At 51.8% G+C, this 23288-nt stretch carries 16 protein-coding genes; 12 read left to right on the top strand and 4 right to left on the bottom strand.

The features are described 5' to 3' along the window. Positions 1-7 precede the first annotated feature (7 nt). Positions 8-694, bottom strand: a complete 687-nt coding sequence (locus HW115_RS10280; RefSeq protein WP_178932601.1) for a vWA domain-containing protein — start codon at positions 692-694, stop codon at positions 8-10. Between the two features lie 201 nt (positions 695-895). Then, positions 896-1216 (bottom strand): hypothetical protein, encoded by a 321-nt coding sequence (locus HW115_RS10275; RefSeq protein ID WP_178932599.1) that lies wholly within the window; start codon positions 1214-1216, stop codon positions 896-898. Between the two features lie 188 nt (positions 1217-1404). Between HW115_RS10275 and HW115_RS10270 the strand changes: the two genes are divergently transcribed. From HW115_RS10270 to HW115_RS10260, 3 genes are all read left to right on the top strand, one after another. After that, complete coding sequence (locus tag HW115_RS10270; RefSeq protein ID WP_178932597.1) at positions 1405-2403, top strand: helix-turn-helix transcriptional regulator; 999 nt, start codon at positions 1405-1407, stop codon at positions 2401-2403. Positions 2404-2499: 96 nt separating this feature from the next. After that, a complete protein-coding gene (locus tag HW115_RS10265) occupies positions 2500-5472 on the top strand; it encodes a PA14 domain-containing protein (RefSeq protein WP_178932595.1) in 2973 nt (990 codons plus the stop codon). Positions 5473-5488: 16 nt separating this feature from the next. Beyond that, positions 5489-6847: a glycoside hydrolase family 99 protein gene (locus tag HW115_RS10260; RefSeq protein ID WP_227021426.1), complete on the top strand. Its 1359-nt coding sequence runs from the start codon at positions 5489-5491 to the stop codon at positions 6845-6847. A gap of 233 nt (positions 6848-7080) precedes the next feature. Here HW115_RS10260 and HW115_RS10255 read toward each other — a convergent pair whose 3' ends face one another. Both HW115_RS10255 and HW115_RS10250 read right to left on the bottom strand, forming a co-directional pair. Continuing rightward, positions 7081-8028 (bottom strand): hypothetical protein, encoded by a 948-nt coding sequence (locus HW115_RS10255; RefSeq protein ID WP_178932591.1) that lies wholly within the window; start codon positions 8026-8028, stop codon positions 7081-7083. Positions 8029-8050: 22 nt separating this feature from the next. Further along, complete coding sequence (locus tag HW115_RS10250) at positions 8051-9361, bottom strand: purple acid phosphatase family protein (RefSeq protein ID WP_178932589.1); 1311 nt, start codon at positions 9359-9361, stop codon at positions 8051-8053. 662 nt (positions 9362-10023) lie between these two features. Between HW115_RS10250 and HW115_RS10245 the strand changes: the two genes are divergently transcribed. From HW115_RS10245 to HW115_RS10205, 9 genes are all read left to right on the top strand, one after another. Then, positions 10024-11406, top strand: coding sequence for a sulfatase-like hydrolase/transferase (locus tag HW115_RS10245; protein ID WP_227021425.1), 1383 nt, complete (start codon positions 10024-10026; stop codon positions 11404-11406). A 62-nt stretch (positions 11407-11468) separates the two neighbouring features. Continuing rightward, positions 11469-13061 (top strand): sulfatase family protein, encoded by a 1593-nt coding sequence (locus HW115_RS10240; protein ID WP_227021424.1) that lies wholly within the window; start codon positions 11469-11471, stop codon positions 13059-13061. A 62-nt stretch (positions 13062-13123) separates the two neighbouring features. Further along, positions 13124-14668, top strand: a complete 1545-nt coding sequence (locus HW115_RS10235; RefSeq protein ID WP_343219699.1) for a sulfatase family protein — start codon at positions 13124-13126, stop codon at positions 14666-14668. 208 nt (positions 14669-14876) lie between these two features. Continuing rightward, entirely contained in the window at positions 14877-16376 is a 1500-nt protein-coding gene (locus HW115_RS10230) for an MFS transporter (protein WP_178932587.1), read from the top strand. Continuing rightward, positions 16369-17013 carry an ankyrin repeat domain-containing protein gene (locus HW115_RS10225; RefSeq protein WP_178932585.1) on the top strand — a complete coding sequence of 215 codons (645 nt, stop codon included), beginning with the start codon at positions 16369-16371 and terminating at the stop codon, positions 17011-17013. The genes HW115_RS10230 and HW115_RS10225 overlap by 8 nt, the downstream gene beginning before the upstream one ends. A gap of 40 nt (positions 17014-17053) precedes the next feature. Further along, entirely contained in the window at positions 17054-18841 is a 1788-nt protein-coding gene (locus HW115_RS10220; protein WP_178932582.1) for a POT family MFS transporter, read from the top strand. Positions 18842-19093: 252 nt separating this feature from the next. Next, entirely contained in the window at positions 19094-19936 is an 843-nt protein-coding gene (locus HW115_RS10215; protein WP_178932580.1) for a PEP-CTERM sorting domain-containing protein, read from the top strand. Positions 19937-20278: 342 nt separating this feature from the next. Next, positions 20279-21031 carry an SGNH/GDSL hydrolase family protein gene (locus tag HW115_RS10210; protein ID WP_227021423.1) on the top strand — a complete coding sequence of 251 codons (753 nt, stop codon included), beginning with the start codon at positions 20279-20281 and terminating at the stop codon, positions 21029-21031. A gap of 263 nt (positions 21032-21294) precedes the next feature. Continuing rightward, on the top strand, positions 21295-23288 hold a 1994-nt coding region (locus tag HW115_RS10205), incomplete at its 3' end, for an alpha-mannosidase (protein ID WP_178932578.1).

Here is a 23288-nt window from a genome sequence, read left to right as displayed (position 1 = left end):
CAGCTGATTACTTATCATGCGAGCTTTGTTTTTTCGATTCTTCTTCGATGATGGACGATAGGTCGGCATCTGCTGTGAGCAGGTCTTCCGGGGTAGCGCATTTTTGCATGATGTTGCGCGAGCTTCTGATCTTGCGGGAGAAGCTTGCTGAGGAAGAGTCGAAGCCCTCTACACTGTAAGAAACCGCTGAGGCATTTTTGCGGTCGATCCCATAGGCTGCAGCGGTAGCAATGGCATCTTCATTGGCAGCGAGGAAGAGGAACTCCCATTGGTAGTTGTCCGTTTGGTGTCGGATCATTTTTGAGATTTGTTGAGCTGTGTAATCGGTCGAAGCGTTTTCGTAGCCGTCGGTGTAGATGGCGATGATGACTTTACCCGGGCGGTCTTTTTCCGGTGTCTCGGCCAGCTGTTTGCCGATGTTATCGATGGTGCGGCCAATGGCATCGAGCAGGGCGGTACTGCCTCGTGGTTGATAAGTTGTGGTGTCGAGTGGTCGGACTTCGGTGATGGGTGTGCGGTCGGCATGAAGCAGATACTCGTAGTCAAACAGGGCCAGCGTGAGGTTTGCCTCTCCAGTTGTTTCCTGTTGGTCTTTGAGAAAGTTGTTAAAGCCTGTAATGGCCGCTTCAGTCAGAGGATCCATTGAGCCAGATCGGTCGAGGATATAGGCGATTTCGGTAAGTTTCTTGTTCATGATGTTTGGTTGTTTGTGATTGTTTTTGGTTGGTTGGGTTTCTTGATTGTTTATGTTTCTTTATTTTGCCTGGAGACGACGATGGCTCCAGATGAGGAGCCATGTGCCGTTATTTTCTTATGTTTGATCGAATCCTACGTTCCGGGGTGGGACAGGGAAGGGGGGAGGTTGAAGAATGTTGAATGTTGAATGAACACTGAGCTAAATTCTGTGAACCAATGTTTTTACTGGGTGGCCAAGTAGATGTTGTTTTGATTGAGCTGCTGTGCGGTTCTTCCGGGGGGCAACCTTGCGAAAATACCGAGCGTTCCAGCCGACTTCTTGGCTGTGTCTTAATCGAGGTTTGCCCACTAAGATTAGCGCAGGGAGTCCGTCGGCCCCGGCCTCAACCGATTGGACACAGTAGATTTCTCCTTCTTCGATGACTCCACTCGGGCAGGAGAGGTCGAGATCTGCGATGTCGTCGTTTTGAGGAGGATGCGCGCTGTAGATGACTTTATCGTTGGGGCCGAATGTGCTCATGGTTTGGAATGTAGAGCATGGGGTGGGACAAAAGATGGGGGAGGGAAGTTGGGGAGTTGGAAGTTGGGGAGTTGGGAAGTTGGGAAGTTGGGAAGTTGGGAAGTTGGAAGTTGGAAGTTGGGAAGTTGGAAGTTGGAAGTTGGAAGTTGGAAGTTGGAAGTTTTACTCGACTATGTTAGTGGATAAGCATGAGTGGATTTACTGGTGGTGGGAAGGTGCAGATGGTGCGGATTTATAAGATCCTGGATGCTTTGAAGGCTGGGGATTTTCCGAATTGCCGGAAGCTGGCTGAACAGCTGGAATTTACCCAGAAGACGATTCAACGGGATGTGACGTATATGCAGGATCAGTTGGGTATCCCGATCCGCTACAATGCCTCGATGCATGGCTACGAACTGGATGGGGATGTCGATTCCTTTCCGGTGTTCGATGTACAGGTGGAAGACCTTGCGGCCTTGTTTTTGGCGCGCCATGCGATTGGGAGTGTGTCGGGGACGAAGTTGGCGGAGGCCTTGAGTCCTGCATTTGAGAAGCTCACCCGGATGTTGGAAGGGAAGGTGAGTATGAACTGGCGGGATCTCGATCGGGCGTTTTCTGTAAAGGAGCCAGGGGTGGTCAATACGGATCTGACGATGTTTGGTAAGATTGCCGAAGCGGTGCTGAACGAGCAAGAGTTGAGTTTTACTTATCGCAAGGTGGGGGCTGCGACATCAAGTAAGCGTCGTATCCAACCGTATCATGTGGGGGAGATCGGTGGCGGCTGGTATGTGATCGGCCACGATGTCGGGCGCGAGGGGTTACGCACGTTCGCCCTTCAGCGGATCAGGGGGCTGAAGGTATTGAAGTCGACCTTTGAACGACCTGTGGATTTTCAAATAGGAAAACATCTTGGCGGCAGTATCGGCGTCTGGGATCACAACGACGAAGGGCAGGTTGAAGTGGTGGTGGAAGTGACGGATTGGGTGGCCCGGATTGTGCAGGAGCGCTTGTGGCATCCGACGCAGAAGACGAAGGTGCTCGATGATTTGGGTGATCGTGTGGAGTTGCGGATGCAGCTAGGCAACATCGAGGAGGTGCGTCAACTCGTGCTGGGTTGGGGGCGTCATGCCAAGGTGCTGGCTCCGGAGGCGCTCAGGCAATGGGTGAGGCAAGAGGCATCAGCAATGGTCAGGAACCATCGAGGGTGAGAACATTGAGCTTGCGGCATCGCCGGTTATGTCTGCCCGGATAGGCTTTCGAGTATTGGACTTGCTAATTGTTATGGCTTATTCATGTTGGGAACCGTGAAATATCTGACGCTTTTTGTTGGTTTGTTGATTTCGCTCGGTGCCGGTTTTGCCGCCCCCTCTTTCCCGCCGAAGATAGTCAACCAGTCCGGAGCATATCCTGTATCTGTTGGAGAGGATTTTGCTGCTTATGTTGTCGCTGAGGGTGATGACCTTTCATACCAGTGGTATCTGGGGACTTCTCCGCTCCCGGGGCAGGTGACAGACACCTTGCTGCTTCAAGATGTGGAAGTGAGCAATGCTGGAAATTATCGGGTCATGGTTTCCAATCCGCTGGGACAACGTGAAAGTCGTCCGGTGAGCTTGAAAGTGGATGTTCCGGCTGATCTCGGGGTGTTGGCGGGGGAACATAAAACAGTGATGGTACCCAATACCATGGCGTATTACGACCTGTATTTACCTTCCGGTTATGGTGCTGCTGATGCGGTGTTTCCCATATTGTTTACCTATTCACCAAGCGGTGGAGGGATGGTCAATCATTTCAAAAACGTCGCGGAAGAAAAACAATGGATCGTGGTTGGTGTTTCGCAGAGTAAAAACGGTCAGGGGTATCAGGGGGAACTTTTCTTGTTTCATTCGGTGTATCAGCATGCTCTGGCACATCTTCGTTATGACCCTAACCGTATTTTTGCATCCGGGATGTCTGGCGGCGCATGGACTGCCTATAATGCGGCCAAGGAAAATGCGCCATTGATTGCGGGGGTGTTTGGGATGGGGGGCTGGCTGGGTGACCAGTATGACCCTCAAAGGGATATTTATGTCCCCGGCTTATTGGTTGCCCGGGCCAACGGGGACTCGGATGCCGGTGCAAATGGCAGGTTGTATTACGACCGAAATTACATGCAGAGGTGGCTGGATACCGCAGACATCAAAGATTGGAGCTTTCCCGGGGGGCATGTGGCTTCTCCGGAGTGGGTTCAGCGGGAGGTCTTCGATTGGTTTCTTTCTCGAACCATCCCTTCGACTGCTGACGAACGGGCTCAAGCCAAGGGAAAAAAAGCCGAATGGATGGCCCGTATCACCGCAGGAGAAACCAATCTGGTTTTCGAAGAGCTGGTGTCCCAGCAGTTTGACCACCCACGGAACCCGCTTGCCGTCGCAGCATGGCAAGCCAACGATTATTTGTTCTCACGCTATGATCTTTTTTCGAGGAAAGAGCCACCTTCGTTTTCGGCTTTTGACAGAGCGGACCATCTTTCCGCCCATTTGCTATATGCTCTTTATTGCTATATCCAGTGGGATGATCCATCTCGCCAGCATTCGGCGCGCCTGGCGACTATGGCACTAGATGATATCTGGGATGCTACCATGTGGAACAATGACATGTGTCTTGTTCAGGGGGTTCCTCCAACGGCATTTGATCGGTATGTGCTGGATCAAGGGCTTTATAATCGACCAGGAAAGCCTTTGTTCGGTGATTGGGATGCCGATGGGGTTTATAACTTTTCTGAGTATGTGTTTGGTTCAGATCCTTTAACTCCGGACTGCCGTCCCATTGTTGAGACTGAGGTGAGGGGAGACGATCTCTATGTTGTGTTGCCTGACCTCCGAACGTTAGCTGGTGCTCGGATGTATTGTATAAGTAACGAGGAGCCGGTGGCGGAGTTCTGGGACATCGCGAATTCCGATACTTGGTCGAATCTACTTCCGTCCGGGAGATCTGAATTCTTTTACCGAAAAAAGGATGCCGTTATGGAAGGCCAGCATTTTGTACGAATAGGGGCTACGGTTCATTCAGGATGGATGGATTACAATGGAGATGGGATACCTCTGGATTTGGATGTGAAAACCCCTGGTTTTTCCTATTTTCCTTTTGAGTATTCGAGTTCCCCTGACAGCAGGGAATACACTCTTGTTCCCGGAGGCGCTCCCCGTTATCTCATCTATCTAACATCTGCCAGTATTTTTCAAAACTCCGGGATGACTGAATATTCCCTGCGTTACCATCCTTTGCTGGCTGGATACAACGGCTATCTGTATCATGAGGTGTGGACGGGGGTTTCCGGCTCTAGCCTTGCCGGTGCGCGCTCCGTCATGGATCAGAAGCCGCCGAATGGTAGGCGCCTGATGACCACGAGTCAGGCTGTTTGGTTTGGGGGTGAACGATACGATTATCTCGGGTCGAATTACTTGGAGAGGACCAGGGGGTATATTGTTCCAAGTGAAAGTGGTGAACATACCTTTGCCATTTCCGGGGATGACCAATGTGAGTTGTGGCTGTCGAGTGATGAACAACCATTCAACGCTGAGAAAATTGCCTTTGTCGCTGGGTGGACCGGGTATCAGAATTTTTCGTCTTCAGGGGACCAAACATCGACGTCCTTGCAACTTGAGGCTGGGAAGGCGTATTATGTCGAAATTCTGCATAAAGAAGGAGGAGGCGACGGCCATTGTGCCGTGGCTTGGAAAACACCAAGCATTACTGACTTCACCATCATTGGAGCTGAACATCTTCGCTGCCTCCCCGCGAGCTATATTGAGCCTGAGCACCAGTGGTTCAAGGAAGTGTGGACGGAGGTCAGCGGGACTGATATTACCTCCCTGCAAAATGTCATTCTAGCAGGAACGGAGCCAAGCTACACTTCCTCGATGTCGGTTTCCGAAATTCCGACAAACATCGGGAGTAATTATGGCGTCAGGATCCGGGGTAAGATCATTGCTCCAGAAACCGCAGATTATACTTTCTGGATAGCCTCGGATGATATGTCGGATCTCTATCTTTCTACCGACTCGGGTGTTGCAAACAAGCAGCGGATAGCGTATGTGAACGGCTGGACGTCTGAACGCGCGTATGATGCCAACCCATCTCAAAAATCGGCGACGATTCGCTTGCAGCAAGGTGAGGAGTATTATGTTGAAATTCTCTATAAAGAAGGAGGCGGGGATGATCACCTCAGTGTGGCGTGGAAATACAATGGGCAACCCAGGCAGCCAATCACGGCTGAGCATATGAAGGGGTTCTCTGAATGAAGAGGGGGTTGGGGAAATGAAGGATCGGCTGAGAGTGGTATTCAAACTTGGGCTGTTGTTTGGATTTTTTCCGATTGTGGTTCAGGGGCAGGGTGGCGAAACCCGCCAGGAGGTTCTGGATCGGATGCAGCCGTATACTGGCGAGCATCATGCCGGGGTGGATGTGACCACCCTCAAGGGTAAGGTGATGTGTGGTTATCAAGGGTGGTTTTCAGCCAAGGGAGATGGCTCTGGTAGAGGGTGGGTTCATTATGGGACAGGTCACAGGGGGCACAACGGGCACAAGGTTTTCGAGCCTGGCCATTGTACGATTGATCTATGGCCGGATGTTCGAGAGTTGGCAGCAGACGAGAAGTTTGCAACCCGCTTTCATCATCCCAATGGAGATACGGCTTATGTTTTTAGCTCGTATAAGCGCAACACGGTGTTGAGGCATTTTAAGTGGATGAAGGAGTATAAAATCGATGGTGTTTTTTTGCAGCGTTTTGGTTCAGCCCTTAGGCAAGCGAAGAGTCTTCATCACCGGAATGTGGTCACGGCGAATGTGCAGGCCGGCGCCAACCTGCATGGTAGGAGCTGGGCGATGATGTATGATCTCTCGGGGCTTCAGCCCGGGGAGATCGACAAGTTGGTGATTGAAGATTGGAAACAGCTCATCGACAGGATGAAGATCACCGGGGATAAGTCGTACCAGCGTCATAAGGGGAAGCCCGTGGTTGCTGTCTGGGGGGTGGGCTTCAGTGATGATCGGAAATACACCCTGTCGGAGTGTGAGAAGTTGGTGAATTTTCTCAAAACCGACAAACGATACGGTGGAAATGCGGTCATGCTTGGGGTGCCTACCCATTGGAGAAATTTGAGTCGAGACTCGGTTCAGGATGAGAAGCTACACCGGATCCTCTCGCAGGCTGACATTGTGAGCCCGTGGACGGTTGGAAGATACCGGACTCCGCAACAAGCGAAGCTCCATGCGGAATCGATGGTTCGGCCCGATATCGATTGGGTGAAGAAGAACCGGCTCGATTATCTTCCCGTGGTCTTTCCTGGATTCAGTTGGCAGAACCTGCAGAAGGCCCGAGGCAGAGGTGCAAAGCTGGATCAGATTCCACGGCTTGGAGGGCAGTTTTTGTGGTCACAGGCAAGGTCTTTCAAACAGGCGGGCGCAGAGATGCTCTACGTGGCGATGTTCGATGAAATCGATGAGGGCACGGCGATTTTCAAGTGTTCCAACAAGCCACCGCAGGGTGAGAGTCGTTTTCTGACCTATCAAGGGTTTCCGAGCGATCACTACCTTTGGCTCACAGGTAAAGTAGGCAGCCTGTTACGAAATGAAATACCCGCGACTGAACAGGTCCCTCCCCGGAACGGTCGATGATTCGGCCGTTCGCTGCTCAGCTTGATGGGGCTCACTTATTGCGTTGATGGGTCGTGATCGCGTTCTCTCTGATAATACCACTCCGCAAAACAGACGAGACGATTGATCGTTCTTGAGGTATTTGGAAAAGCACTGCGTGATCCATGAGAGTTCCGGATGAATGACTCCTTTGGCTTTGTTTCTCCTTAGTCATGGTGCCCGCACCATTCCTTCGTCGCGCCTTACCAAAGAACTCATTCATCTCGGCTATCGTCCCGTCTGTTTGACTGCTTGGTATAAGACGGTAACAAGGCGAGTATGAGGAGTGGGAGGAGCCAGTGGGAAGACCGAACGAGCATTTCAGCTACCCAAGGGTCGAGACCGTTGTATTTCAGGGCCGGGTTATAGTGGGCCAGCACTCTGGCCAGGCTGGTCACACCTCCCCATAGGATCATGTAGTATAGTGCGGGTCTCCGTAGCGCAGGAATCAGAATGGCTGCGGCTACGATGAAATCGAGCACGCCTGCAAGGTAGAGGAATGCTTTCGCCTGCTCCTCATCAACGCGAAGGATGGTCATGCTCATTGTCTGGAAACTCCAAGGGAGCGGGAAGTGCCCTGCGGCGTAGAGTCCGTGGCCAAGGAAGCAGGAGGCAGCCAACAGGCTGACGATCCAGCCCCAGGTTCTATTCCACTTGTGTCGTGTCAGTGCCATGAGCAGGGCCAGTGGGGTGCCCACTTGCAAGGCGTATTCCATCGCCATCGCCGCGTCGTAATCTTTGTCTGCAAGATTGCCAAAGGCGTCCAGGGTCATGATGAGGAAAGCGGGGACGAGGCTCCATTTCAGCCATGCCAATTTGGGAACACGGAGAAGTAGACAGAGACCACTGATGATCATGAGTGTGATCCCCAGCCATTCGATGCTGCTGGTGATATAGGGATCGGAATGAAGGGCATAATCATCCCAGCTGGAGTCCGTGTATTGTTCGATCCACGGCGTCAGCAACTCTTCGTTCCAGCAGAGGCCCCGGATATGGCTGTCCCAGCGAAACATCAGCCAACCACGGGAAAGGAGGGTAAGCGTGGTGCAGAGCTGGAGCACAGCAAGCCAGACATTGGGAAAGCGGCTTTTCCAGCATCCTTCATGCTTGCCGGCCCATGGGCCATGCAGCAGATGGGATGTGATGTTTACGGCTTTGCTCATCCGGGGGGGCGTTTGGATTTTTTTAGCGTTTCGCCGGAATGGTCAGCACTTCTCCGCCCTTGGCTTGCCAGAGTTCCAGACCTTCGGGGGTGGAGAACGGCTCTGAGGGGTCGATGGGCTTGACCTTGAGTGCTCCGGTAGAGGCGTTGCGAATGGTTTTGATTTCGATTTTTTCAGGGGTGACGTGGATCCAGTCGAAACCATTGAACTTGTCGCAGTCGAGCGTCCAGGATTTGGCGTCGTCAGCGCCACGCAGTGGAGCGCCCCAGCAGCCTTCTCCGATATAGACTTGAGCCTTGGGGTCGTTTCGAGCGATGCTGAAGCCCTCGTCGCCATTTACATCCGGCTTGATTGGCAGGGTGCGCTTCATGCAGTGGGAGTCGGATTCGATGGCGAGCGTCAGCCCGTGACGGTAAAAGATGGGGGCCCAGTGGTAGGGGTTGTCACCTTCTTTCTTTTTGGAGACATGGGGGCGCATCGGGTGGTGGTATCCGGCAATCGTGTGCGTGACCTTAGCCGTGTGGATTGACAGGTCCTTGTCCAGCCATTTTCCCTGCTCTCCGTTGGCCGGGAGCATGCTGTTGAGTGTGTAGTATCGGAGTAAGTTTCCTCCGATGTTGAGGGCAAAATAGACATCTTTAGGGGAATCAAAGACTTTGTGGATGCTGTCTTTTTGCCTTTCGTGGTTTCCGCGGTGGGGGATGATGGGGATGATGGTGCCGTCATCAGAGATGACATGTTGCCAGTCGTCAAACCAGGCGTCCCAGCGTTGATCGCTGTCGGTGGACACCATGTCTCCGGTGAAGGCAATGAACAGAGGCTTGAGGCGTGAGGCAATGGTGTTCAATTCGGTGCGGACCTTGCGATTGTTTCTGGAGTCTCCCCCGGCGATGAAGGTGAAGGCTTGGGGCGTGGCGGGTGCGGTTTGGAATTTCAGCCTACGACTGACGCCTGCTTTGTCCTTGATGCAGAAAAAATACTGGGTGTCCGGGCTGAGGTTTTTCAGGCGGGCGAAGCAGTTTTGGCCACCTGCGACGGTTTCGGCTCGGTGAGGGGTGATTGAGTTCGGGTAGAGGTGGTGTTTGCGTTGGTTATCGGTTTTGCCGTAGTGGACGATACCCGGGGCTCCCTGGGTTTGTTTCCAGCTGACGATAGCCTCGGTGCTGGGGTCCGCTACCCAGACCACTCTGAATTTCTCGGTGTTGGAATCGTTTTCGTTGATGGCTCCGACTCCTTCGGTGGCGAGTAATGGGGGCAGGTTCAATCCGATCAGACTGCAGGCAAGTAAGAAAGGGCGGCGTAGGTCGTGGGGCGGCGTAAATACGGTCTTCATGAGTGGGGTGATGGTGTGGATGTATTACCTTAAGGGCATTCGCAAACTTGCAAATGATCGGCGTTTTTTCAGGAAAGAAGTTTTAAGGAATATGTCCCTGCGTGATGATCGTGGCAAGGGATGAAAGGTGAGATTTTTTGCAGATGATTCCAGTGGTGAAGCTTATTGAGGGCGATCTACCGTTGAACCGGAGATGCGGGTATGGGAGCGGCATGCCAAAAGGGTTCTCTGTTTTGTATAATACCACTCCGCAAAACAGACGAGACGATTGAAAGTTTTAAGGCTGTGAGGAAATGCACTTCGTGGTCTACCAGAGTTCCGGATAAATTTCTGTTCTGGCTGCGTTTCTCCTCAGTCATGGTGCCCGCACCATTCCATCGTCGCGCCTTGCCAAAACAGAAATTTATCTCGGCAATCGTCCCGTCTGTTTTGCTACTTGGTATAGAAGTGATTCGGGCTCGTCAGCCTTCAATGATCCACTTTTTGTAAAATCGCTGTTATTTTGTGGGCGCATACGATGTATTATATTAAAACATTGTTTGACAAGGGGAACCATTGAGGTTCAATTGATGTCGAACTATGACAAACCGAATTACAGATTGATCACGATTATGACTCATGCAACGATGGTGTTGTCACCACTAAGACTATTTCGTTTTCTTTTGACCATACTCCCGATGGTTTTGGTTTCGGCTCAGGGGGACGATGCGCGTAAGCCCAATCTCATTATCATCTTTACTGATGATCAGGGATACCAGGATTTGGGATGTTTTGGTTCGCCGGATATCAAGACCCCTCGAATCGACCAAATGGCCAAAGAGGGGATGATGCTCACTGATTTCTATGCGCAGACGGTTTGTGGGCCTTCACGTGCAGCCCTGATGACCGGGTGTTATCCTTTTCGTAACGCCCGCAGGGATAAGGGTGAGGTTCCGCACCCTAAATTAGCACTCGCGGAAATCACGATGGCCGAAGTGTTGAAGTCTGCCGGTTATGCCACAGGGATGGTTGGGAAGTGGGATTTGGCAGGCCACAGCCAGACAAAATTTGACATGAATCTACGTCCTGGAAAGCAAGGGTTCGATGAGAGTTTCTGGACACCGGGCAGTAATGATGCCTTCGTCAATCTCTTGCGTGATGATCAATTGATCGAGCGAAAGGCTGACCTGTCCACCCTGACCCGACGTTATACCAATGAAGCGATCCAGTTCATTGATCGTCATAAAGAAGGACCTTTTTTTCTCTACCTTGCGCATACGATGCCTCATACCAAGCTGGCCGTTTCCACGCAATTTAAGGGGAAATCAAAAGCCGGACTCTACGGGGATGTGATTGAAGAAATCGATCATCATGTGGGGCGCGTGCTTGATCACGTGAAGAAATCGGGGCTCGACGAAAACACCTACGTGGTTTTTACCAGCGACAATGGCCCATGGTGGGTCAAGAAAGATCATGGAGGGCACGCCGAGCCCTTGCGCGGGGAAAAATGTACCACCTATGAAGGGGGGCTGCGAGTCCCCTGTGTGATCCGAGCTCCTGGAAACATCAAACCGGGTAGACAAAGCTCCCAGTTGGCGGCGACCATTGATTTGCTGCCAACCTTTGCCGCTCTGGCCGGTGCCGAGGTGCCAACAGACCGGGTCATTGACGGGGTGGATATGAGTGCATTCCTTCATGGCGAAGCAAAGGAGAAGGATCGATCCTTTTTCTTTTACCAGCATAAGTTTCTACGTGCGGTTCGAGTGGGGAAATGGAAACTTCATGTTCCACATACTCAAAGTCACCGTCAGGGTTTAGGAAAAAAATGGAGGGTTCATATGCGCCCGGAGAACCGCCCTTTTATAGAGGAAGTGACGCTGTATGATCTGGAGAGCGATGTCGCTGAATCAAAAAATGTGGCTTCGGATCATCCCGAAGTGGTCGCCAGACTGATGAAGCGGATTGCCCATATGCGAAAAGACCTGGGTGATGGTGGATATCGTGGTGAGAATGCCCGGGCTCTAGGGAAGGATGATTATTTTGGCCGTGGGATCGAGGGGAAGTAAACGAATCAATAAACGCAATGCCCAGCAATCCATGAGCCTGGGGTTTTAAAAGAATTAAGAACATGATGAAATCTATCCAACTACTCAGCTTTGGTTTTTTCTTTGCCGTCTCTGTATCGGCGAAGCAAGCACCTAATATTGTTCTGATCAATGCCGATGACCTTGGCTATGGTGATGTGTCTTGTTATGGGGCAAGCAAGATCCAGACTCCAAATATTGACCGACTTGCAGCAGACGGTCGACGCTTCACCGATGCTCACTCGAGTTCGGCTGTGTGTTCGCCCTCGCGGTTTGGGTTGATGACCGGAATCTATCCGTCCAGAGTAAATTTATGGGGGCCGCTTGGTTCGGATCAGCACTTGGTCATACCGACGGATCAGGCGACCATTGGCAGCCTGCTACAGGAGGCGGGTTACAGGACGGCGATCATTGGCAAGTGGCACCTAGGCTTGACTCAAGGTGTGGCTGATTACAACAAGCCGCTCGTCCCCGGTCCCAAGGAGGTAGGTTTTGGTTACAGCTTCATTGTTCCGACGGTAAACTCCGGACCTCCCTTTGTCTTCGCCGAAAATGGCTTGGTTGTCGGTTTGGACCCCAATGATCCGATCAAACGAGGAGGTAAACCGAACTACGCCAAAAAACTCCCCGAGAAAGGGGGGGATAAAAGATTCAGCGGGGGAAAAAAGGCGCATGAACTATACGATGATTTTCGCATTGGGACCAAGCTTGCCGAACAATCACTCAAGTGGATCAACATGCAGGATGATAAGCCGTTTTTTCTCTGTCTGATGACTACCAATATCCATCACCCCTTCACTCCGGCTGAGCGATTTCAGGGGACCAGTCAGTGCGGTGCCTATGGAGACTTTGTCCATGAGCTCGACTGGATTGTGGGAGAAGTGGTGAAAGCCGCTGAAGCACGAGGCAAAGCAAATGGGCGTGAGACTCTGGTCATTTTTACCTCCGACAACGGAGGGATGCTCAATATGACCGGGCAAAAAGCGTGGACAGCTGGGCACCGACTCAATGGAGACCTGCTAGGATATAAGTTCGGAGCATGGGAAGGCGGTCACCGTGTCCCGTTCATCGTGAAATGGCCAGGTAAGGTTCCTGCTGGATCAGAAACAAACAACCTTGTTAGTCAGATTGACCTGCTGGCGACATTTGCTGAGATCATAGGACAGACGGCCCCAACGGGGGTCGACAGCATTAGCCAACTGGATGAATTTCTGGGTCGAAATGAAAAGCCGCTTCGTAAAGATCTGATCGTGCTGTCGAATAGTTCCAATCATATTTCAGTGCGAACCAAAAAATGGCTCTATTTGCCGGCTCCCGGCCCCGGTGGATTCAGCGCAAAATGGGGGCATCATTTAACCGGTGGTGTCGCGGCTTTAGCCCATACCAAACAAGCGAATAGTAATGTCGAAAAGGGGCAGTGGAAGGCTGATGCTCCTAGAGTGCAGCTTTATGATCTCGAAAACGATCTCGGACAAAGTACCAATTTGGCGAGAAAGCACCCCGAGCTCGTCAAGCAGCTTCAGCAGACCGTGGACCGACACCGCAAACAGATTGCCGACGTTCCTCGCTTGGGCTGGGTCGCTCCCGGGAACAAGGCTGCACCTCAGCGAAAAAAGAAGAGCAGGGTTAAGAAGTAGAGGTGATGTCTGGGTGTCTTACTTATATGATTCCAATGCGATCAGGGATTCGATTCTTATTTTTGTTAGCTTGTTGTGCCTGGCCCCTTGCTGGTTCCGCCGCAGGGGATGGCCTTCAGGCGAGGAAGCCGAATGTTATTTTTATTCTTACGGATGATCTAGGCTACTCTGATTTGAGTTGCTATGGGGCTAAAAAAGTCAAAACGCCGCATCTAGACAAGATGGCGCAAATGGGCATGCGATTCACTGACTTTCACACCGGTGCAAACATTTGCTCTCCTTCTCGGGCCGCCTTTTTGACCGGTGCATATCCTCAGCGTGCCGGGACCTATATGGGTATCAACTATACGCGCATGCCGCATTGGTTTCTCGGACTAAACCCTGAAGAAATCACTATTGCTGAGCAATTTAAATCGGTGGGATACAAGACCTTTATGATCGGGAAGTGGCACCTTGGCACCCAAGCGATGTTTCATCCGAAAAAGCATGGGTTTGATAGCTATTACGGCCTTCCTTGCAACTATAGCAAACGTTTAGATGCCCGTTTTTGGGATGAGGACGAGGTGCTCTTTGATGATGCTCCGCTGGATCGACTGACCGAACTCTACACAGCACGCGCTGTAAAGGTGATTAAGGAAAATAAGGAGGAGCCCTTCTTTCTTTATCTAGCACATAACTACCCGCACACACCGTATAAGGCTGGGGCAAAGTGGCGTGGATCATCGAAAGACGGAATGAGAGGCGACGTGATGCAAGAGTTGGACTGGGGCATTGGCGAAGTGATCCACGCTCTCGAAGAGGCTGGCATCTCAGATAACACACTTGTGATTTTTAGCTCGGATAATGGCCCGGTTTCACCGAAATATTCAGCTCCATACCGTGGCACAAAGTACACCACTCTCGAAGGGGGGCATCGGGTTCCTTTGATTCTCTGCTGGCCGGGTAAGGTTCCTGCAAAAGTGTCGGACACCCCCGTGGTTGCGATGGATCTGTTTCCAACACTGACCGAACTCATGGGTGCCAGCATGCCAAGCGACCGCGTCTATGATGGGGTAACTCTGACTCCCTTGTTTAGAAACGAACCTATTGCCCGCAGTTCGAGTGCTCCATTTTTTTACTACAATGCGGGAAGTTTGCAGGCGGTGAGGATGGGGCAATGGAAACTGCATTTACCTCGCACGCTCGACTCACTTCCTTTTTGGGAAAAGACCAAAGCTTTTGGGGCTCTCCAGTCTCCCATGCTTGTCGATTTGAAGCAGCCGCAATCCGAGACATCAAGAAAGAGCGTGAACATGCCCGAAGTGCGCAAGACCTTAATCGAGGAGGCAATGAAAATGCGAGCTGAGCTTGGCGATTACCTGCAGCGAGGTTCCGGTCAGCGTCCGACCGGTTCATCAATCCCCGGAGTTCCCATTGTCTCACACGGCAAGGATTGGGAATTGTTAGTAGATGAGGAAACGCGAAACATGGTTGCCGATTTGAAAGAAAAGCATGGTGTGTTGGAGTCGCTGGGCAGAGGTGATGTTCCTGGCAATGAAAACCAATCGAATGCCGGCAGAACCACTGGTGGGGCAGGAGGTAAAAAATGGAGAAAAAACAAGAAGTAGGCATGCCTGTAAGCTTGTCCTCTTCAGGGATTCTAGCCACGTATTCTGGTTAGGATGGAGGTGTGACCTTTTGGTTTTACTGAAGATCACTTGGATCTGTTTGAGATAATCTGTCACCTAAGGTGACCGGTGTATCCTTGCGATTATTTCTCGACTTGAGCGTCGCGAGATTGATGATGACAAGGCCTCAAAGAGCCACTTCTTATTTATGATTAAAGCTGTCACCGATTATTTTGCGGAGTTCAAGATCCTGAAGACTGCGTCCAAGGACTTCTGGTTGACCAATGCGATCCAGTTCTTCGACGGGTTGGCGTTTTTTTCAATGATCACCGTTTTGACCTTTTACCTTACGGATAACTGTGGGTTCAGCGATGTGGCATCGGGTGCATGGGTCGGAATCTGGAGTTTGTATGTGACGGCCTTTGCTTTTGCTGTGGGGTCGATCTGCGACACGATCGGGATTAAAAAATCGTTTTACATTGCGTTTGGATTGGTTGGAACGGCGAGGGCCATGCTTGGTTTTTCCCCCTTGTTGGTGACAGGCGATACCCTTGGGTATGTTGTTAAGACGGCGATCATCATCATGGCTTTGGGGAGTGCCTTTATGGGGCCGGTGATCAAGACGGCGATTCGGCGTTTTACGACCAAAAAGAATCGGGCGACAGGGTTTAACTTTTATTATTTGATGATGAATGTTGCAGCGATCATTGCTGCGGCTCTGGTGATTGACGGCTTCCGTAAAGGGTTTCCCTCATTTGCAGCGGTGTTACCCTCGTTTGTCTTTGAAAGGGTCGTGAACTTTTTTGCCAACGGCTTCGGCCCGATCAATGGTAACCTGGCGATCCTCGATTTTGGTCTCGCTATGTCAGTGCTTGCATTCATTTGTGTGACGAGGCTGGATGAAAATAACTACGCTGAGGAAAGTGAGCGAGTGAATACGGATGAGGAAACCCGGCGCCCGCTGGCAATTTTTATGGAGGTCTGGAAAGAGAAAACCTTCCAGAAGTTGTTGCTCTTCCTGGCCTTGACGATTGGTGTGCGCTTGGTCTTTACACACCAGTACCTGGTGATGCCCAAGTTTTACCTGCGGACCATGTATAATGATTTTGAATTGGGGTTGTTCAACTCGATCAACCCCCTGATCATTGTGGTTGGCTTGATTGTCCTGATTCCGGTCATCAACCGCTATTCAACCTTGAAATTAATCATCGTAGGGATGGCCGTTTCCGCATCTTCCTTGATATTACTGGCCTTGCCGATTCATTGGTTTTTGGCACTCCCGGGGATTGATGACTTAAATGAAGCCTATATTTTTATCATCCTGACCCAGATATTAATCTTTGCTCTCGGTGAGTTAATTTTCAGCCCGCGGTTTATGGAGTATGTGGCCTCGGTCGCCCCTCAAGACAGGGTGACCTCCTATATGGTGCTGGCGGAGTTGCCGACCTTTATTTCCAAACCGATCAACGGTTTTGTTAGTGGTATTCTGATTTCCAGATATTGTTACGATGGCATCCGGCCCAAGATTGAAACAGGTAATGTCACTTACTACGAATCTCCGGAGATTATGTGGTTAGTCTATCTTGGCTTGGCGGTGTTGAGTCCGGTGGCGGTGATTTTGCTGCGTAACTTTGTCACTGACGAGTCCTCACGCTCTGTGGCGGAGGAGGTAAGTGAAGCTTCGGAGAAAGGAGAAGATCATGAATAAAATCAAAACGATTATCATCGACGGCATCATTTTATTTGCGGCATCGACGGCGTTTGTATTGCTGGCGGACCTCATCTTTTCCCAGCTCAAAGACAAGGAGGTGAAGGATAACCCGCTGGTAACTTCAATCAATCAGGGGAAGCTCGACGAGCTCAAAAAGCAGATTGAGTCCAAGGAATACGACTTGGCTCAGGTGGACGGCATAGGCAGAACGTCGCTGATTCGTGCGGCGTATGTCAATTTTAACTCACTGGAGAAGACCAAGGATACTGATAAAGAGCGGGCTCCGATGATTCCTCTTTTGGTGAGCCACGGAGCGCCGGTTGATCACGTGGATGAAGACGATTGGAGTGCTCTGATGTGGGCCTCATGGAGTGGGTTGCCATTGGTGACCGAGGCATTACTGAAGGCTAATGCCGACATCAGCCTCACCGGAGGGCAGGGGAATACCGCCTTAACGCTTGCGGCGTCACGAGGGAATGATGATGTGATTGAACTTTTACTTAAGGCCGGGGCTGACAAGTCGGTTGAAAATAAATCCGGGAAAACGGCTCTCGACCTCGCCGAGGAAGGTCAAGCCAAGGGGGGCAACCGTCAGTCGCGGTATCTGCGCACTATCGAGCTGCTGAACGATTAAGCCTTCCTAGAATATCTAACATACCTAGATCCTTCAAGATATGTCCTACCGAAGCACTCCTACTGATACGACCGGTTACCCGAAGGGGATCCCCTATATTATTTCCAACGAGCTAGCCGAGCGTTTTTCGTTTTATGGAATGAAGGCGGTTCTCGCTATTTTTCTGACCACTCACCTGGTGGTGATGGGCGAACAGAACATGAGTGAGGAGCAGGCCACGGCTTACACCTCGTTTTTTAATTCGGCCGTCTATTTTGCACCCATCCTCGGTGCGATTTTATCGGATGTTTTCTGGGGGAAATACAATACCATCCTCCGTTTGTCCTTGGTCTATTGTCTGGGGCACCTTTGCCTCGCCTTTATGGGCACGGGTGGCGTGGTGCAGCTCTGGTTGGTGATGGGGCTTGGTTTGATTGCTGTGGGGGCCGGCGGTATTAAACCTTGTGTGTCAGCTCACGTGGGCGACCAGTTTGGAAAGAAGAACTCTCATTTACTGAGTAAGATTTTCAACATATTCTACCTTTCCATTAATATCGGGGCCGCCATTTCGGGTCTCGCGATTCCTGTTGTTTTGGATAAATGGGGCCCTCATTGGGCGTTTGGCATTCCGGGGGGCTTGATGGTTTTAGCGACTTTGTTTTTTTGGATGGGGCGCAACAAGTTCATCCATGTGCCACCACAGGGAAAAGCCTTTTTTAATGAGCTAAAAAGCCGGGAAGGGCTCGTGGCGCTGGGTAAGTTGATTCCTCTTTTCGCCTTTGCTGCGATGTTCTGGTGTTTATTTGATCAGGCATCCAACCGTCTGGTTTTTCAGGCGGATAAAATGGATCGGGAATTGTTCGGGGTTGAGATTCGTGCCGCCCAGATGCAATCGGTGAACCCGGTGATGATTCTCATCCTCATTCCTTTATTTACCTGGGTGATTTACCCGATGGTTGGGAAGTTGGTGAAGGTAACACCCTTACGTAAAATCGGAGCGGGCCTGTTTACCATGGCGGGTTCGTTTGTGGTGATCTCCTTGATTCAAGAAGCGATTGACCGGGGTGGTTCCCCCAGTATCGGGTGGCAGATTCTGGCGTATGCGATTTTTACCTGTGCGGAAATCATGCTGTCCATTGTTTGTCTGGAGTTTGCCTACACGCAGGCCCCCAAAAAGATGAAGTCCTTTGTCATGGGCGTGTTCCTTTGCTCGGCGATGATGGGTAATTTGTTTACGGCAGGCATCAACTTATACAACCAAGCCGGACGCCCGAAGCTCGAAGAAGGAACGCCTCACGCCGGGATGGATAAAACGTTGGGGACCGTGGACGATATGGTGCTTGAGGACAACAAAGTGACCTCCGCAGTGACTCCCCAACTGGATAAGGCTCTGGCTGAGATCCAGAGGCATTTTGATCAACACGGCACCCTGCCATCGACTTTGGATGCCTTACCGGAAGACCCGTGGGGGAACCCCTTAAGTTATACGATTCTTCATGCCAAATCAGCGCGGGTAGCATCCATGGGGCCAGACAGCGAGCAAACGACCAAGTGGGATTTGGGTGTTGTGGTTACCATTGAGCCGAAGAAGGAGAAAAAAGATGAAACCTGGCTCGACCGACAGAAACAAGATCAGGGCTTGCTTGATGAGGTGGTCGAGACCGAGGACGACCATGGCTTTGGAACCTTGAATAAACACTATTTCGCCGGTGGTCAAAGTCGTCTTGAGGGGGCTGCCTATTTCTGGTTTTTTACAAAGTTGATGTTCGGGACCTCACTTGTCTTTATTCCTTTTGCGATGGCTTATAAACCTCGGACGTATCTTCAGGAAGACGGCGGAGCGGCATGATCGGGTGTCCGGGATCAGTCAGAGCGAACCCGGCATAGGAGGGGGTGCTTCGATCAACTTGTTACTCGAAGAGACAATCAATCATCTCTTCCCGTCATCTGAAATCATGATTTAATCGTCTTGAGTTTGCCATGAAAAGAAACGTCCCGGCTGATGTTTCATCTCATCAGAGAGGTGGCATGCCCATTTCCTGAATCGTTCCTCGTTCGGAGCGATTAGGATCTACCCCAAACTAACAAATATAAAAATAGAATGAACACAAAAGCAACAATAACAGCACTCGCCGTGGTTAGCCTCGGCATCAGTGCGGCACAGGCATCTACCATTGCCTGGGGTGGCGGAGACGGCAACTGGAATACCGAAGGGGTTGCGGATGCTGGATGGAGCGGTGGCACATCGCCAACAATGGATGGCACGGATGATGCCGTCATTAACGGCGGCACTGTTAGCTATGATGCGGGTGCACTTGGAGATCTCGGCGCAGGTTGGGGGTCATCTCATTTAACCCTTAACGGTGGGGTATTGACACAATCAACGACTCATTGGTCTGTATTTGATGGGTCTGGCACCTTCACCATCGCTGGTGGCACATTCAATTCAGCAGCAGACCGGGTGCAAATCGGAGCATCCGGCACAGATACAGCACAGTTTGTGATGACGTCCGGCTCATTCATTCACACGGGTTCTGAAGTTGCGGTTCGCGGCGGTAATACATTCACCGTTTCAGGAGGATCGATGTCTGCGAACTTTTTCAGCTTGGGCGACTTTGGCCTTGCGACGATTGATGTTGCAGGCGGCACGGTGCGATTAAACGATGGATCGTCAGGCGGAGGTTTCTACATTGGGACGGCTGGCAGCGCGATCAACCTGACTGCTGCGGGGGTCTTTAACATTGGCAACACCAATATTGCGGACGCTACGGCCAATTACCTGGATACCGATCGAGTCGTATTTGGTATGGATGGTAACAATGCACTTCTCCAGGTTGTTGACGACGGTGCCGGTGGGGTGAACATCTCCGCAGTTCCAGAACCCACCTCGGCAGCCCTTCTCGGCCTTGGTGGCGTTGCTTTGATCTTGCGTCGCCGCAAGTAGGGGTGACACTATTCTTCGATGAAATCCCATCCCGCTTCGGCAGGGTGGGATTTTTTGATGGTGATCTCGGCAGGGTGCTTTGACTCGGGGGGCAAGTCCGCTGTGGGTTGCTAGAGAGAACCTCTAGCGGAAGGCAAGATGAATATCGGATGAAAAGGCATCAAGCCTATTGGGAAAATCTTGAAATGTTGATGACGGTACTGGCATGATTGATGGCGAATAGTCAGGAATAAACGTCTGTCCGTTTATCTCTTGTGGGTAATGAGTCCTTTCTTGAAAGGGGGTGGGGAAAGAGGCTGTATGGTATCTGGTGCTGGGCGATCTGGTCATGCACTATCAAACATGGCAAAGCGAATTATGAGGCAGTCAGTATTATTCATCTTGTGTTTATTGGTTCCTTTCTCCAGCGTGATGGCTGATAAGGGTTACGTCCCTGAAAAAGGATCCGCGGAGTTGGACAAAAAGGGTAAAAAAAAGAAAACCGGGAAGGCGACAAAGATTGACCCGGCATTGCCCATGGTCTTAATCATCGGGGATTCCATTTCCATTGGTTACACCGGCAAAGTTCGAGCCCAACTCAAGGGGAAAGCCAACGTGTTACACAATCCTGGGAACAGTCAGGGGACTACAAATGGACTGGCAAAAATCGATGCCTGGCTTGGTGACACCCAATGGGATGTGATCCACTTTAATTTTGGTCTCCATGATTTGAAGCGGGTGAAGAAAGCCGGGACAGCCCAAAATTCGAATGATCCTGATGACCCGTATCAGGCAGACCTCAAGACATACACCAGTAATATGGAACAGCTGGTGAAGCGGTTGAAAAAGACGGAGGCCAAACTGATTTTTGCAACAACCACACCATTCCCCGGCGGGGTGTCACCCTATCGGGCCCCTGAAGATGCGGCCAAATACAATGCTGCCGCTTTGAAGATCATGAAGGCAAATCAGGTCGAAGTGAACGATTTATATGCTGCGATCTTACCTCATCTTAAAACCCACCAGCGACCTGTGAATGTTCATTTTTTACCGAAAGGTTCTGAGTTGTTGGCCAAGGAGGTCAGTGCCAAAGTTGAAGCTTTGCTCGCTCGTTAGCGGCACATCGTTGTGGAGATGGGTCTTTGATTTGCCTGTTTGAGGCTTCGGGTTTTGAGTGGCGCGAGGGACCTTCAAAGTGGAAACGTCCGATGTTTAGGACGTCGGAGTTGGGGTCAGTTTAAGGAGTGAGATCTCTCATGAGAGATTGGAAGAAGGGGGGCGGCGGCGCGGTGTTGTCAGGCAAAGCTGTATCTCCGGGGGACTGGTAGCTTCATCGTTGAAATCGGTGTGCCCCAGCCTCATTATTTGCCTCAACTGACATGGAAAAGTTACCGAAAGTTTTTGAACAACGTATTGCTGTGGCTGGTGAACGCATCATCGAGCCGTTTCTCTATCCTGAAAAATCGCCGATGAACATCGAGGCGATGGCCGTTGGAGGTGAGCCCATTCCTTACGAGGAAGCGGTCCAGAGATCCTTTGCGCCTTTTGCCGAAGGTGACAAGTGGGGCTCGAAGTGGGACACTGTTTGGTTTCATTTTACGGCAGAAGTGCCGGCCGGCTGGAATGGTCAATCGGTAGTGGCTTTGATCAACCTGAGCTGGCCACAGTATGAAGGGTTTGGTCGTGAAGGGTTGGTTTATATGGATGGTAAACCGGTGATCGCCATCAACCGCAACCGTGCCGCTGTGCCATTGCTGGACAGTGCGGAAGGCGGTGAGAAAATTGATTTTTACGTGGAGGCTGCCTCCAATCCGGTGGGTGCCTTGCATTGGGGGGACGGAGACCTCTTGATGCCCGAATATGACAGCGAGCCCTTGTTCCATTTGGAGCAGGCACAGCTTGCAACCTACAACCCGGAGGCCTTCCAACTGAAGATGGACTTCGAGGCCTGCCGCCAGGCGATGATGGAGCTTCCCGAAAACGAAGCACGCCGCGGCCAACTCCTGCGGGCCCTGAATAAAACCTGTGACGTGCTCGACCTCGGCGACCCCGGTTGTATCGCTCCGGCCCGTGCCGAGCTCGCCCCCGTGCTCGCCAAAAAGAATGGAGACACCGTGCACAAAATCTCCGCCGTGGGACACGCCCACATCGACACCGCCTGGGTCTGGCCGCTGCGCGAAACCATCCGCAAGTGCGCCCGCACGTTTACCACGGCTTTGCGCTACATGGAAACCCACCCGGACTACCGCTTCGTTTGCTCCCAGCCGCAGCAGTATGCCTGGATGAAGCAATACTACCCGAGCATCTACGAGGACATCAAAGTGGCCATCCAACGAGGCCAGTGGGAAACTGTCGGCGGTATGTGGATCGAGGCCGACTGCAACATCACCTCCGGTGAGTCGCTGGTGCGCCAGTTCATCCATGGGAAAAACTTTTACCAGGAGGAGTTCGGCATCGAGGTCAAGGACCTGTGGCTGCCCGACGTCTTCGGCTACGCCGCGGCCCTTCCCCAGATCCTGCAGAAGTCCGGGATCGACTGGTTCCTCACCCAGAAAATTTCCTGGAGTGATACAAACAGATTTCCGCATCACACGTTTTACTGGGAGGGGCTGGACGGCTCCCGGATCTTCACCCACTTCCCGCCGGTGGATACCTACAACTGCCAGATGACAGCGGCAGAAATGAAACGCTCCGAGCACAACTTCCAGGAAAACGACCGCGCGACCCGTGCGTTGGTGCCCTTCGGCCATGGCGACGGCGGTGGCGGGCCGAGCCTCGAGCACATTGAGCTGGCCCGGCGCTGGGAGGATTTTGAAGGGGTGCCCCAGGTGGAAATGACCAGCGTGCTGGACTTTTTTGACAAGTGCAAGGAGGACGCGGTGGATCCACCGGTCTGGCGAGGCGAACTTTACCTCGAACTGCACCGTGGCACGCTGACCAGCCAGGCTTACACCAAGTACATGAACCGGAAATGTGAGTTGATGCTGCGCGACGCCGAGTTCCTCCAGGTGATGGCGCAGCGGGTCAACCCGGGTGCCCTGCTCGGCGAGGATCCGGTGGCGGCGGATGATCGCCCGGTCTGGGATGTTCCGGCCCACATTGCCGAAAAAGACGGCGACGTCACAGCGATGGCCATGGACCGTGCGTGGAAGACACTTCTCTTGAATCAGTTCCACGACATCATCCCGGGATCATCGATCCACTGGGTGTATGAGGATGTTAAAATCGATTACCCGAACGTCGCCAAGGTGGCAGCCGCCGTGCGTGATGCCGCGGCAGCACGGATTGTGGAAAAGGTCGACACCAGCGGCGTGGAGAACCCTGTCGTGGTGTTCAACACTCTGGCCCAGGAACGTCAGGAAGTGGTGGAACT

Origin of the sequence: Oceaniferula marina (genome assembly GCF_013391475.1) — a bacterium.
Classification (GTDB): Bacteria; Verrucomicrobiota; Verrucomicrobiia; order Verrucomicrobiales; family Akkermansiaceae; genus Oceaniferula; species Oceaniferula marina.
Note: the sequence above shows the minus strand (reverse complement) of the source record. Positions and strands in the feature narration are given on the sequence as shown.